The sequence below is a fragment of the Paenarthrobacter sp. NPDC090520 genome (assembly GCF_044769205.1).
In the GTDB taxonomy this organism is placed as follows: Bacteria; Actinomycetota; Actinomycetes; order Actinomycetales; family Micrococcaceae; genus Arthrobacter.
The window spans coordinates 49,464-61,813 of the sequence record NZ_JBIVXM010000017.1 but is presented as its reverse complement, the minus strand read 5'-3'; the positions used below and the strand labels follow the sequence as shown (position 1 = coordinate 61,813).

Annotated in this window: 14 protein-coding genes; 8 read left to right on the top strand and 6 right to left on the bottom strand. The window is 64.0% G+C overall.

Going from position 1 to position 12,350, the window contains the following annotated elements:
• Positions 1–133: 133 nt before the first annotated feature.
• The gene (locus tag ACIQTZ_RS18360; protein ID WP_402982715.1) at positions 134–1,240 is read right to left on the bottom strand and encodes a substrate-binding domain-containing protein; all 1,107 of its coding nucleotides are present in this window, start codon (positions 1,238–1,240) and stop codon (positions 134–136) included.
• A gap of 177 nt (positions 1,241–1,417) precedes the next feature.
• On the opposite strand from ACIQTZ_RS18360, the gene ACIQTZ_RS18355 reads away from it, so the two are divergent.
• The 3 genes from ACIQTZ_RS18355 to ACIQTZ_RS18345 all read left to right on the top strand — a co-directional run bounded on the left by ACIQTZ_RS18355 (position 1,418) and on the right by ACIQTZ_RS18345 (position 4,510).
• Positions 1,418–3,316, top strand: coding sequence for a DUF2264 domain-containing protein (locus ACIQTZ_RS18355; RefSeq protein WP_402982713.1), 1,899 nt, complete (start codon positions 1,418–1,420; stop codon positions 3,314–3,316).
• 100 nt (positions 3,317–3,416) lie between these two features.
• The gene (locus ACIQTZ_RS18350) at positions 3,417–3,617 is read left to right on the top strand and encodes a hypothetical protein (RefSeq protein WP_402948114.1); all 201 of its coding nucleotides are present in this window, start codon (positions 3,417–3,419) and stop codon (positions 3,615–3,617) included.
• 59 nt (positions 3,618–3,676) lie between these two features.
• Entirely contained in the window at positions 3,677–4,510 is an 834-nt protein-coding gene (locus ACIQTZ_RS18345; RefSeq protein ID WP_402982711.1) for a DUF1206 domain-containing protein, read from the top strand.
• Positions 4,511–4,640: 130 nt separating this feature from the next.
• Here ACIQTZ_RS18345 and ACIQTZ_RS18340 read toward each other — a convergent pair whose 3' ends face one another.
• From ACIQTZ_RS18340 to ACIQTZ_RS18325, 4 genes are all read right to left on the bottom strand, one after another.
• On the bottom strand, positions 4,641–5,513 hold the full coding sequence (locus tag ACIQTZ_RS18340; protein ID WP_402982710.1) for a helix-turn-helix domain-containing protein: 873 nt from the start codon (positions 5,511–5,513) through the stop codon (positions 4,641–4,643).
• 189 nt (positions 5,514–5,702) lie between these two features.
• A complete protein-coding gene (locus tag ACIQTZ_RS18335) occupies positions 5,703–5,960 on the bottom strand; it encodes a hypothetical protein (RefSeq protein WP_400333193.1) in 258 nt (85 codons plus the stop codon).
• A complete protein-coding gene (locus ACIQTZ_RS18330; RefSeq protein WP_397324495.1) occupies positions 5,953–6,222 on the bottom strand; it encodes a GlsB/YeaQ/YmgE family stress response membrane protein in 270 nt (89 codons plus the stop codon). The genes ACIQTZ_RS18335 and ACIQTZ_RS18330 overlap by 8 nt, the downstream gene beginning before the upstream one ends.
• 317 nt (positions 6,223–6,539) lie before the next feature.
• Positions 6,540–6,728, bottom strand: a complete 189-nt coding sequence (locus ACIQTZ_RS18325) for a CsbD family protein (RefSeq protein WP_397324497.1) — start codon at positions 6,726–6,728, stop codon at positions 6,540–6,542.
• A 184-nt stretch (positions 6,729–6,912) separates the two neighbouring features.
• Between ACIQTZ_RS18325 and ACIQTZ_RS18320 the strand changes: the two genes are divergently transcribed.
• Positions 6,913–7,329: a hypothetical protein gene (locus tag ACIQTZ_RS18320; RefSeq protein ID WP_400333196.1), complete on the top strand. Its 417-nt coding sequence runs from the start codon at positions 6,913–6,915 to the stop codon at positions 7,327–7,329.
• 9 nt (positions 7,330–7,338) lie between these two features.
• Entirely contained in the window at positions 7,339–7,566 is a 228-nt protein-coding gene (locus tag ACIQTZ_RS18315; RefSeq protein WP_402982708.1) for a hypothetical protein, read from the top strand.
• A gap of 21 nt (positions 7,567–7,587) precedes the next feature.
• On the opposite strand, the gene ACIQTZ_RS18310 is transcribed toward ACIQTZ_RS18315, so the two are convergent.
• Positions 7,588–8,292, bottom strand: a complete 705-nt coding sequence (locus ACIQTZ_RS18310) for an alpha/beta fold hydrolase (RefSeq protein ID WP_402982706.1) — start codon at positions 8,290–8,292, stop codon at positions 7,588–7,590.
• Between the two features lie 237 nt (positions 8,293–8,529).
• Between ACIQTZ_RS18310 and ACIQTZ_RS18305 the strand changes: the two genes are divergently transcribed.
• From ACIQTZ_RS18305 to hpaE, 3 genes are read left to right on the top strand one after another with little or no spacing between them, the layout of a single operon-like run.
• Positions 8,530–10,059, top strand: coding sequence for a fumarylacetoacetate hydrolase family protein (locus ACIQTZ_RS18305; protein ID WP_402982704.1), 1,530 nt, complete (start codon positions 8,530–8,532; stop codon positions 10,057–10,059).
• On the top strand, positions 10,052–10,756 hold the full coding sequence (locus tag ACIQTZ_RS18300) for a GntR family transcriptional regulator (protein WP_402982703.1): 705 nt from the start codon (positions 10,052–10,054) through the stop codon (positions 10,754–10,756). Before ACIQTZ_RS18305 ends, ACIQTZ_RS18300 begins: the two co-directional genes overlap by 8 nt.
• A 12-nt stretch (positions 10,757–10,768) precedes the next feature.
• Positions 10,769–12,280 (top strand): 5-carboxymethyl-2-hydroxymuconate semialdehyde dehydrogenase, encoded by a 1,512-nt coding sequence (gene hpaE, locus ACIQTZ_RS18295; protein ID WP_402982701.1) that lies wholly within the window; start codon positions 10,769–10,771, stop codon positions 12,278–12,280.
• The last annotated feature ends 70 nt before the right edge of the window (positions 12,281–12,350 follow it).

The window sequence follows — 12,350 nt, the reverse complement described above, 5'->3', positions numbered from 1 at the left end:
TCCGGCACGGTGACTACGATCCATAAAATCCACAAAAGTGAACATGCTCAACAAAATGAACAGAATTGAACAAGTCCTGCTTCCGCGAGTTGGCGTACTGCCAAACCTCGGCCTCGAGGCCGCTTGGGTGGCCCTACGGTTGGGTTGAGTCCCGCACCACGAGCGCCGGGGACAGGTTCACCCGCTGGAGCGCCGTGGTGCTCCCGAGCCTCGCTCCGATCCGGTTGAGGCACATCACCAAAGCCTGATGGCCGACGTCGTACTTTGGCGGTGCCACCGCCGTCAGCGGGACGGCACCCAAGGCGGCGATCTCGTCGTCATAGGAGATGATTGCCAAGTCTTCCGGAACGCGGATCCGGCGTTCCTGGCAGGCGCTCGCGAATTGGAGGGCGTCCTCGTCGGTGTGGACGATCGCGGCGGTCACGCGGTTCTCCGCGCACCAGTCCAGGATGCCGTCCACCACCAGCCGATGAGCCTGTGGATCATTCTGCGCGCGGGACATGGAGCGGACCATTGAGTCGGTGTCATCGTGCCCGGCGCGCCGCATGGCCAGGCGGTAGCCGTCGATCAGCTGCGGTGCCGTGGGGCTGTTTTCACGCAGGCACATCGCAATCTTCCGGTGCCCCAGCCCCAGCAGGTGGTTCACTGCGATCTCGGCGCCGTGGACGTGGTCGCTCCGGACAGATTCGAGCCGGCCGTGGTCCAGGGCGTTGTCGATGGACCGCTCCACCACAACCACGGGCACTTTCGCCTCGGCCAGCAACTCAAGGGTCTCCGTGCCCGCCAACGACTGCTCACTCGGGGTCACCAGGATGCCGTCCACGCCGTGTTCGAAGAGCCTGCGGAGCTGGCGCCGTTCTTCGACTCCTGAGTAGTTGGACACTCCCAGCACCAGCCGGACGCCCAACTCCTGGGCCGCCGCTTCGGCGCCGCGGATCACGCCGGGAAAGTAGTACGACGCCGATGGCACGATCATGCCGATCGTCGCCAGGGGACGCCTCCCGCCCGGCCGCCACGACGTGGATGGTTGCTGCGTTGGGTTCGGGGTAGCGGCGCGGCCACCGGCCAGGACAGCTCCGCCGTGGACCCTCTCGATCAAACCCTGTCCGGCGAGGAGGGCCAGGTCCCTCCGCACCGTCATCCCGGAGGTCCCCAGCTTTGCCGCGAATTCGGCGGCATTCACCGAACCGTGCAGGGCCAGTTCTTTCAAGATGAGCTGTTGACGATCCTCGGACAGCATGCGGTTCCCGCCTATCGAAGTTCACTTGTGTTCAGTTTGTTCATTATGGACTACGGGAGAACCCGGCCGAATGTCCGAAGACCCGGGATTCCGTTCGTTCACTTCTGTTCACCTCGCTCCGGAGGCTGTACAGCTGGCCTAGGGTGGGCAGGCAACGCCGCACAACGCAGGAGACCCATGGCTACCGGCTTCACCATGCCCCATCCGGACTACCAGCTGAGCCCCATCACCGGGTGGACCAGGGAGCACTGGCTCGCTTTCGGCGACCAACAGCTCCTCGCGGTGCGCCCGTACTTTTCCGAGGGCAAGGCCTTGATCCCTTTGGCGGGACGGCCGTCGTCGTCGGGCGTTCTGTCCGACGGCATTGAGGGCTTCGCGCGGACGTTCATGCTTGCCGCGTTCCGGGTGGCGGGGGAGCGGGGCGACGATCCCCACGGTCACCTCGCCCTGTACCGTGCCGGTCTCCTGGAGGGAACCCGGCCCGGCAGCGGCGAGGAGTGGTTGCCCATCAGGGACCGTTCACAACCCATCGTGGAGGCGGCATCCATAGTGCTGGGCCTTCAATTGACCAAGCCATGGCTGTGGGACACGTTGTCCACAGCTGAGCAAGCCCAGGTGGCGGCCTGGTTGCAGGGTTCATCGGACAGCACTTGTGTGGACAACAACTGGGTCTTGTTCCAAGTGCTCATCGCCGAATTCCTGGCCGGTGCTGGTCTTGAGCACAACGCAGGGCAGATCGAGCACGGGCTGGAGCGCCTTGAAGACTGGTACGTGGGCGGCGGTTGGTACCGGGACGGCGACAACAACGGCACCGGCGACTTCTTCGACTATTACTGCGGTTGGGCCCTTCATTTGTACCCCGTGCTGTGGTCCGAGTTCGCGGCCGGACGCCATCCAGGGGCGGACGCCAAAGGTGAGTTGTACCGGACCCGCCTGGCCGCGTTCCTCGAGGACCACTTGGCTTTCTTCGGCGCAAACGGTGCCCCTGTCTTCCAAGGCCGGTCCCTGATTTACCGCTATGCCGCCGTCGCGCCCCTGTTCCTCGGCGAGGCCATCTGCGCCACGCCCCTGAACCCCGGGCAGACGCGACGGATTGCCAGCGGTGCAGCGAAATACTTCCTGGACAACGGAGCGTACGACGGCGGCCTGCCGTCCCTTGGGTGGTTCGGCGCTTTTGAGCCGATGACCCAGGAGTACTCCGGTCCGGCGTCACCGTATTGGACGTCGAAGGCGTTCGTCGGCTTGCTCCTGCCCGCCGATCATCCGGTGTGGACTGCTGTGGAGGAACCGTCGCCTGTGGAGAACGAAGACATGCTCAGACGGGTGGAAGGGCCCAACTACCTCCTGCATTCAACTGGCGCTGACGGCGTAGCCCGCGTGCTGAACCACGGGAGCGACAAGTACTATGCGCCCGGCCCGGACGATCCGCAGTACCGGCGCCTGGCCTACTCGAGCCACACGGCCCCGCTCTTCACGGATTGTCCCGTGGACAACCATGTCGCCGTCCTCGACGCGTCCGGGACGCCGAGCCGCCGCGCCCGGATCAACCGCCTCGAGGCCGGATCCGGACAGGCGGCGAGTTGGCACGCTCCTGTTTGGAGCGACGCGGACGATCCCGCGCAGTCCGCCTGGCGGATTGCCACGGGGACGGCGGCCGCCCACGGTTATGAGCTGCGCGTCCACGTGGTGGAAGGTCCCGGATCATCAGGGTTGGGCGTGCGGGAGGGCGGATATGCGTTGGCATCCGAAGTACCGGTGCAATCATCCGGGGAAGTCCTCTCGGCGGGCAATCTGCACACCCGTATGTGGCCGCTTCACGGCTACTCCTCAACTGGAGTCCTGACCATCGAGGGAGTCTCGCCACTGGGCACGTTCGCAGGCTGCCCCTACCTCGAAGGACCGCTCACCGGAGACCGCTCCGGTTTCGCTTCCCTGGTGTACCTCGGTGGTGAGCCGCCCGCCGGGGAGCCTGCCGCCGTCGAACTTCACCTCGACGGCGCGCTGATCGAGGCGAGTGTTGAACTGCCAGGTGGCCAGGAGCTCAAGGTGGCTTTCGAGGCGCCGGCCAAATCTTGAGCAAATCTTGAGATGACCCGGCGTCGTTCTTGAGGACCCCGTCCGATGGTTGAACTGTCAGCCAAGCGGGCTGACGGGAACCCTTGGAAGGACTGCCGACATGCCTGACCAGATCATCCTCCCGTCCTCGAACGCAGGTACGGCCCGCGCAGCGGCCGATTCCCGTCCTGGCGGAGCAGCGGAGGGATTCCACTCCGGTGGTGACGGCCAGAACCGCGCAGTGACGTCGGTCCGCGAGACGTTCAACCCCCTGGGTGTGGGCCTGCGGAGCATTTGGCCCCAATCCGTGTGCGGTTACTAGGTACTTCCGGAACGTGGCCTTGAGGGTGATCCGGTGGCACCATGGTGTGCACGCCATGATTGATCAGGAGGCTTGCCATCAAGGAAGAGATAAAGAAGGCCGCGGACGCGGCCGAGGAAGCTTCGAACTCGCGAGCCTTTGAAATAGCGGCCCGTTCGGGCTTCGCCGTCAGCGGCATCCTGCATGTGCTGATCGGCTTGATCGCGCTGCAACTGGCCTTTGGCAACGGGGGTGAAGCAGATGTCTCCGGTGCCATCGCGCAACTGGCCTCCCAGCCATTCGGGCCGCTCCTGCTGTGGGTCTGTTTCGCGGCCTGTGCCGCGCTGGCCCTCTGGCAACTGACCAACGCGATTTTTGGCCACCGCAGGCAAACGAATCCCAAGCTGACCAAGCGCCTTTCGGAAGCGGGCCAGGGCATCGTCTTCGCAGGCTTGGCGTTGACCATCATGTCCTTCGCCGTGGGGCAGGCCAAGAACAGCCGTGAATCGACCAGCGACGGGACAGCCACGCTCATGCAGGCTCCCTTCGGGGTGGTATTGCTGGTGGCCGTCGGCGCCGGCATCATGATCGCCGGAGTTGTCTTTGCGGTCCGTGGTTTCACGCGGTCGTTCAAGAAAGACCTGGTCCTGTCCTCCCGTCAGGGCTTCCGGACCTTCCAAATAGTGGTTGGCACCGTTGGGTACATCGCAAAAGGCATCGCCCTGCTGCTGGTTGGCCTGCTGGTGGTCATAGCCACAGTGTCCGCCAGGCCCGAGCAATCAACCGGCCTGGACGGCAGCCTCAAGGCACTGAAGGAGCAGCCTTACGGGCCGTACCTGTTGGTGGCAGTGGCTGTTGGCCTGATCGCTTATGGCCTGTTCCTCATGGTGAAGGCCAAGACGATGCGCGCCTGACACGGTTTGCCGAAGGGCTGGAGGGGTACAGCCTCACTGAGAGGCACGTACCGGGCTGATCACGCGCCTGGTCCGTGAGTGCCGGCAGAGGGTGCTGCCACTGGACGACGTGCTCGCGCTGCTCCAGCCCCTAGGCTGACTGCCCCTCGGGCTCCACGGGAATCCAGAGTTGCCCGCTGCCGTGGGTTCCCCCGGGCTCTGCCCTGACGCTGAGCAACTCCGGCCCGGGTGCCCACCGGTAGGGGTTGGCCGGAAACCACTCCGTCGCTGCGTCCGCCCACAGCCGTTGCAATGCCTCGGGGAACTTTCCTTTCGTTTCGAACACCACCCACCATCCCTCCGGGACCTCGAGCACGTCGAAGCCATCCGGAGCGGGGGCGGTGTCGGTGGAGGCGACGGCGTGCCAATAGTCGAGCTCGCTGCCTTCGGCCCGGCCGTCGTCCAGGTTGTCCGTGACCGAGAGTGGCCCGCCGGGTTCGGTGTTGGACAGCCCGATGAGCCGTTTGGTGTCGGACGGATCAATGCTGCGCTGGAACTCGATGATGGCCGGATTGGGACCTTCGTGGACCAGCGGAACGCGGGTTTTTCGTCCGATCAACCGGAAGGCGGACTTGGTGACGATGCGGTGCTTCATGGCGGTATTCCCTTCGACGCGGAGGTGGAACCTCAACTGTGGTTGGGAATGGAGGACGGCTCCGGGCAGCCTGGCCTCTGACGGAGTCAATCCGTGAAAGGCCTTGAAGGCCCGGTTGAAGGCCTCCGCTGAGCTGTAGCCATACCGCACGGCAACGTCCAAGACAGTGGATCCCGCGATGACTTCCGCAGTGGCCGCCGTTAAGCGGCGCCTCCGGATGTACTCGGAGATCGGCAATCCAGCCAGGGAGGCGAACATGCGCCGGAAGTGGTACTCCGACGTCAACGCAGTCCTGGCCAGTGCTTTGGCATCGACCTCGGCGGTCAGGTCCTTCTCAATGAGCTCGATGGCCCTGTTCCACTCCTGCACGGGCACCTCCATTCCTGGCAATCACGCTACGGGGACGGCATGCGTCCCGCCCCGACTATCCTTGCCCGAAAGTATCAGGACACCTTGGACCACCGTACGGGCGTGGTGCGTAGAAGATGCTGGCAAGCAAGAACCCGGAGACAGGAACGGCTGCCTCCGGGTTCTCTTTGCGTGGTTTGGTTCCGCGGCCTACGGGTGTCCCGTGCCTGCGGCCTCATCATCCGGCTCGGACGAGAAAGGCCGGTCCGCGGGGACGTCTTCGGTGTTCTTCTCGTCCAGCTCCGCATCGGCGGAAGGGACAGTCTTCTCGGCGTAGTCTCCTGCGGTGTAGTCGCCGCCGGCATCGTCCTTCAATGCCTCAGGAGAAGCACCTCCGGTTCCGTAATCGCCCTCGGGGTACTGGCCTTCCAGGTCTTCGTTGGTGCCGCCCGTGTTTTCGTCAGCCATGGTGTGCCCTTCGGTTGGTGACCATGCCCCAGATCAGCAGCACGATGATGGAACCGCCGATGGCCAGGAGCCAGGTCCGGATGGCGAAGAATTGCGTGAGTCCCTCGCCGAAGATGAGGCCTCCGATCCAGCCACCCAGCAGGGCGCCCACGACGCCGAGCAGGAGGGTTACCAGCCAGCCGCCGCCTTGGCGTCCCGGCAGGATCAGTTTGGCGATGGCGCCTGCCAGGAGGCCGAGCAAAAGAAATCCAAAGAAACCCATTTTTGCTCCTACTTTCTTGATGGTGAAAATTTCAGGAACCCGATGAAAAGGTGTTGATCACCGGGTTTTTTATATGGGTTCCCGGGCGCTGTGATTTTGACTTCGTCGCGACCCGGTAAATAGGGGGATGAAGTGGTGTCTGCAATGTGCGATTCATTTGTTAAATGCAGCCAAGAGCACTCCTGTCGATCTGTTTCGACGTCGGCACTACACCAGTAACGCTAGCCGCTCGCAGGGGTAACAGCAAGTAACCTGATTATTTCGTGGTCCGCGTTGCCGGAGGCTCCTGGCGATGCTGCATCTGCCCAGTTGGACCCCTATTTCTTGTCGAACAGGTCCTTCGCTGCGTCCTTGACCTTCTCTCCGGCCTGCTTCAGGTTTGCGGAGGCCTGGTCTCCTTGGCCCTCTGCCTGCAGTTCCGGATCGCCAGTGGCCTCGCCGGTTTTCTCCTTGGCTTTTCCGCCCAGTTCTTCGGCGGCATTCTTGATCTTGTCACCCAGTCCCATGGTTTTCACTCCTCGGGTTGCGATGTCCTTGCCGGCGGTTTTCCGCTGGTTGGCATAAAAGTTTAGCCGCTGCGGGCAATTCGGCAAATGCACCATCATTTGGCCCCCGAAACGTGCGTGACAGTGTGTCTTGGTGGGTACTAGGGTCAATAAGGGAAATGGCACCTCGAAAGGAGTGATTCCTGTGAAAGGGAAGATTTTGTTCGCGGCGGGTGTGGCTGTGGGCTACGTGTGGGGGTCCAAGTCCTGGCCGGAGGTGTACCGGCGGATCCGGGGAGGCTCGGAGAAGGTGTGGAAGAACCCGGACGTGCAGGAAAACGTCCACCACGCGGCCGAAACCGTCCAGGAATCAGTTCCGGACATCCTCGACAACCTTTACGCGGCCGGCAAGAAACTTATGGAGAAGGCCGAAACCATGTTCCCGGGGATTCTGGACTCCAAGAACGGCCAGCACTCCACAGGCGAGCCCGCCACGGTTCCTACGGTCAAAGGTGATGTGGTCTCCGATCCCGCGCTCGACGACACCACGGGCAGCGACTGGACGGGCGAGGGCGGGGCAGCTCCCGAAGGACCGGCCACCAACACGCCGCCCAAGGCCTAGGCGGGCCGCTTGTCAGTCCAGTCGGGCAGCGCTTCAGCCTGGCCGGGCCGCCTGTCAGTCCAGTCGGGCAGCGCCTCAGCCTGGCCGGGCCGCCTGTCAGTCCAGTCGGGCAGCGGCTCAGTCCAGCCAGGCGGCCCGTCGGCGAAGCCGGGCGGCTTGCAGCCTGGCAGCGCCTCAGCCCAGCCGGGCCGGGCCGTTGGCGGCGCACCCAAGGGGATGGCCGGCGTCGGGCATTAACGCCCGACGCCGGCTCCTGCATTAAGCGCTCCGCTCAACTGCCCTGAGAATCGCCTGGCCCAATTCAGCGGGCTTGGTGAACTGCGGCCAGTGTCCCGTGGGCAGGTCCACGAGCTCAACGTCGCGGATGCGGGCCAGTTCCTCGGTGAACGGATGCCCGGCGTCCATCATTTCGGTGAGCATGGCGGACGGGAATTCGCACGCGATGATCGTGGCCGGAACCTCGTAGCGGCGAACGTCGTGGAGACGCTGCTGGTCGTAGGCCACTCCCTTGGGCTGCGGAATCGCCCGTGCGCGGAACGCGTCGCGGAGTTCGTCCGTCAGGTCCACCAGGTCTGCGTCCTCGAAACCTTCCCACGGAGGCAGCGGAATGTCATCGCCATCGTTGGGCAGTTCGTCGTTGATGACGGCACCCTGCCCGAGTGGTCCGCTGTCCACATAGATGGCGCGGGCAACCCGTTCCGGGCGGGCATCCGCAACGCCATGGATGATGGCGCCGCCGCCCGAGTGCCCCACCAGAATCACGTCACTGTCCAGCGAATCCACCTTTTCGACCACCGCATCAATGTGCGTCCGCAGGCCGATCCCGGACCGTGAAGCATCAACGGACTCCAAGCCCGGCAAAGTCAGGGGATGAATTGTGTGGCCCGCATCCACGAGGGCGGGTGTTACCTCCTGCCATGACGACGCGTCCAACCAGAAACCAGGTACCAGGATGATGTCCATGCCCCCGACCCTACGGGATGCCACTGACAGAATGAACCCATTTTCTGCCGGATCATTGCCTCGGCTACGGAACACAAGCCCCGTATTAACGCGAACTTGCCGGCGTCCAGGCGAACGATCCAGCAAAACCGACGCCGATAAACAGGGGTTGACGTCATCAGCAAACCGCGCCATAGTTTTCGTATACGATTTCGTACCTGATAGCGAAGGCAATCAGATATTTGGAGGGAGCGGTTCGTGACAGTGGAGTTCCGGACGCAGGAGCTGGGCCAGGATGTGCTGGACCGGACGCGCAAGGTGATCGCGGTCCATATCAATTACCCGAGCCGTGCTGCCCAGCGTGGGCGGACCCCTGCGCAGCCGTCGTACTTCCTGAAGCCGTCGTCGTCGTTGGCGTTGGGTTCGGCGGATGCTCCGGGCACGGTGGAGCGTCCGGCCGGTTGTGAGCTGCTGGGTTACGAGGGTGAGATCGCGCTGGTGATCGGCAAGGCTGCCCGCCGCGTTGGTTTGGAAGACGCGTGGAGCCACGTCGAGTGGGTCACGGCTTCCAACGATCTCGGTGTGTACGACCTCCGTTACGCGGACAAGGGCTCGAACGTCCGGTCCAAGGGTGGCGACGGGTTCACTCCGGTGGGCCCGGCTCTGATCCCGGCCGACGCTGTGGACCCCGCACAGTTGCGGATCCGGACTTGGCACAACGGTGAACTCGTCCAGGACGACACCACCGAGGATCTCCTCTTCCCCTTCGCCCAGCTCGTCGCGGACCTTTCCCAACTGCTGACCCTCGAAGAGGGCGACGTCATCCTCACCGGCACCCCGGCGGGAGCGTCGGTTGCTGCGCCGGGAGACGTCGTCGAAATTGAGGTCACCGGAGGCGATTTCAGCACCGGACGCCTGACCACCAAGGTGACGGAAGGTACGACGCCGTTCGCGGACTTTGGTGCCCGCCCCAAGACCGATGACACCCAGAGGGAAGAGGCCTACGGCTCCCGCGAAGCCGCTGGGCTGGCACCGGCCGCGTCCGATGCTTCCACCGCGAGTGTGTTGACTCCGGAGTTGAAGGCCAAGCTGGAGTCCGTTGCCACGGCCACGTTGTCTTCGCAGTTGCGTAAGCGCGGCCTGAACAACGTGAGCATCGACGGACTGCAGGCCACCCGCCCGGACCGCAAGGTGGTGGGCCTGGCCCGCACGCTGCGTTATGTTCCGAACCGCGAGGACTTGTTCAAGACCCACGGCGGCGGGTTCAACGCCCAAAAACGTGCGATCGATTCGGTGAACGAGGGCGAAATCCTGGTCATGGAAGCCCGGGGTGAAAAGGGCACCGGGACGGTGGGCGACATCCTCGCGCTCCGCGCACAGGTTCGTGGTGCCGCTGCGATCATTACCGACGGCGGTGTCCGGGACTACTCTGCTGTGGCGGATCTGGAGATGCCCACCTACTTCGCGAACCCACACCCGGCAGTGCTCGGACGCCGGCACATCCCGTGGGACACGGACATCACCATCGCCTGCGGCGGCGCGACCGTGCAGCCCGGGGACATCATCGTGGCCGACTCCGACGGCATCCTGGTCATCCCGCCGGCCATCGCCGAAGAACTCGTGGATAACTGCATCGCCCAGGAAAAAGAAGAAGTCTTCATCTTCCAGATGGTCCAGGAAGGCAACAGCGTGGACGGGCTCTACCCGATGAATAAGGACTGGCAGGCCCGGTACGCAGAGTGGGCTGCGTCGAAGGACGCCGCCGCGGAAGGAGCCCAAGGTGACTGAAACCGCCGTCGGACGTGCCGGCGTCGTGAACGCTATGAACGGTGACGCGGACGCAAAGCCCGGCAGCAAGTCGGAGCAGGCCTATGCCGCCGTGAAGGCCCGGATCGTGGAGGGCACCTACACGCCGGGATACCGGCTGGTGCTCGCCAAGATCGCCGAGGACCTGGGCTTCAGCGTGGTCCCGGTCCGCGAAGCAATCCGCCGCCTCGAAGCTGAAGGGCTCGTGAAGTTCGAACGGAACGTCGGCGCCACGGTCTCGGGGATCGACCCCACCGAGTACCTGTACACGATGCAGACCCTGAGCATCGTGGAGGGCGCGGCCACGGCGTTGTCTGCACCGCTCATTGATCCCGCGACGATTGCCCGGGCGCGTGCCGTGAACCAGGAAATGCGTGAGTGCCTGGAACACTTCGATCCCGTACGATTCACCACCCTGAACCAGGACTTCCACAGCGTCCTCTTTGAACACTGCCCCAACCCGCACATCCTTGACCTGGTCCACCGCGGCTGGAACCGGCTGGCGTCCCTGCGCTCGTCCACGTTCCGCTTCGTGCCCGGCCGTGCCCAGGAATCCGTACGCGAACACGAGGCCCTGCTCCAGCTCATCGAGTCCGGAGCAGACGCCGACACCATCGAAAAAGCAGCCCGCCAACACCGCGCGGCCACCCTCGACGCCTATCTGGCAACCACCAACTAAAGGAACTCAACGATGACGACCTCCGTAGAAACCACCAAGCATTACGTTCCCGAGGATCTGCCCACGCACATCCAGCACTTCATCAACGGCGAGTTCGTTGATTCGGTCTCCGGCAAGACTTTCGATGTCCTGGACCCGGTGTCCAACCAGAACTACGCCACCGCCGCAGCAGGGCAGAAGGAAGACATCGACCTCGCTGTCGCCGCCGCCCGCGAAGCGTTCGTCAACGGCCCGTGGCCGAAGATGAAGCCGCGCGAGCGTGCCCGGGTGCTGAACAAGATCGCCGACGCGGTCGAAGCCCAGGAAGCCCGCCTCGCCGAGTTGGAGACGTTCGATACCGGCCTGCCGATCACCCAGGCCAAGGGCCAGGCACTGCGTGCTGCGGAGAACTTCCGGTTCTTCGCGGACCTGATCGTGGCGCAGTTCGATGACGCCATGAAGGTCCCTGGTTCACAGATCAACTACGTGAACCGCAAGCCGATTGGCGTCGCGGGTTTGATCACGCCGTGGAACACTCCGTTCATGCTCGAGTCCTGGAAGCTCGCCCCGGCCTTGGCCACCGGCAACACCGTGGTCCTGAAGCCGGCCGAGTTCACCCCGCTGTCTGCATCGCTCTGGGCCACGATCTTCAAGGACGCGGGCCTGCCCGATGGTGTGTTCAACCTGGTCAACGGCCTGGGCGAAGAAGCCGGCGACGCGCTGGTGAAGCACCCCGAGGTTCCGCTGATCTCCTTCACGGGCGAGACCACCACCGGCCAGACGATCTTCCGAAACGCTGCTGCCAACCTCAAGGGCCTGTCCATGGAGCTCGGCGGCAAGTCCCCGTGCGTGGTCTTCGCTGACGCTGACCTGGACGCCGCGATCGACTCGGCCCTGTTCGGGGTGTTCTCGCTCAACGGCGAACGCTGCACCGCCGGGTCCCGGATCCTGGTTGAGCGTGCCGTCTACGAGGAGTTCTGCGAAAAGTACGCCGCACGCGCCAAGAACATCGTGGTGGGCGATCCGCACGATCCCAAGACCCAGGTGGGTGCACTGGTCCACCCTGAGCACTACGCCAAGGTCGCATCGTACGTGGAGATTGGCAAGTCCGAAGGCCGGCTCCTTGCCGGCGGCGGCCGACCCGACCACCTGCCCGAAGGCAACTACATCGCACCCACGGTGTTTGCCGACGTCGCACCTGACGCGCGGATCTTCCAGGAGGAAATCTTCGGTCCCGTCGTGGCCATCACCCCGTTCGAGAACGACGACGAGGCCCTCGCCTTGGCGAACAACACCAAGTACGGCCTGGCGGCCTACATCTGGACCCAGAACCTGACCCGGGCCCACAACTTCTCCCAGAACGTCGAGGCCGGCATGGTGTGGCTCAACAGCCACAACGTCCGCGACCTGCGCACCCCGTTCGGCGGCGTGAAAGCCTCCGGCCTGGGCCACGAAGGCGGCTACCGCTCCATCGACTTCTACACCGACCAGCAGGCCGTGCACATCACCCTCGGCTCCGTGCACACCCCGAAATTCGGCGCCTAACACGCAACCCTCACCCAACTGAGTCGCAATAGTGCGCGTTTTGAGCCGTCATAACGCGCACAAATGCGAC

Bases quoted from the DNA above. Each gene is read 5' to 3' on its own strand.
- ACIQTZ_RS18350 (WP_402948114.1), top strand. From the start codon at position 3,417: ATGCCTGACCAGATCATCCTCCCGTCCTCGAACGCAGGTACGGCCCGC.
- ACIQTZ_RS18310 (WP_402982706.1), bottom strand. From the start codon at position 8,292: ATGGACATCATCCTGGTACCTGGTTTCTGGTTGGACGCGTCGTCATGG.
- ACIQTZ_RS18325 (WP_397324497.1), bottom strand. From the start codon at position 6,728: ATGGGACTGGGTGACAAGATCAAGAATGCCGCCGAAGAACTGGGCGGA.
- ACIQTZ_RS18360 (WP_402982715.1), bottom strand. From the start codon at position 1,240: ATGCTGTCCGAGGATCGTCAACAGCTCATCTTGAAAGAACTGGCCCTG.
- ACIQTZ_RS18355 (WP_402982713.1), top strand. From the start codon at position 1,418: ATGGCTACCGGCTTCACCATGCCCCATCCGGACTACCAGCTGAGCCCC.
- ACIQTZ_RS18330 (WP_397324495.1), bottom strand. From the start codon at position 6,222: ATGGGTTTCTTTGGATTTCTTTTGCTCGGCCTCCTGGCAGGCGCCATC.
- ACIQTZ_RS18335 (WP_400333193.1), bottom strand. From the start codon at position 5,960: ATGGCTGACGAAAACACGGGCGGCACCAACGAAGACCTGGAAGGCCAG.
- hpaE (WP_402982701.1), top strand. From the start codon at position 10,769: ATGACGACCTCCGTAGAAACCACCAAGCATTACGTTCCCGAGGATCTG.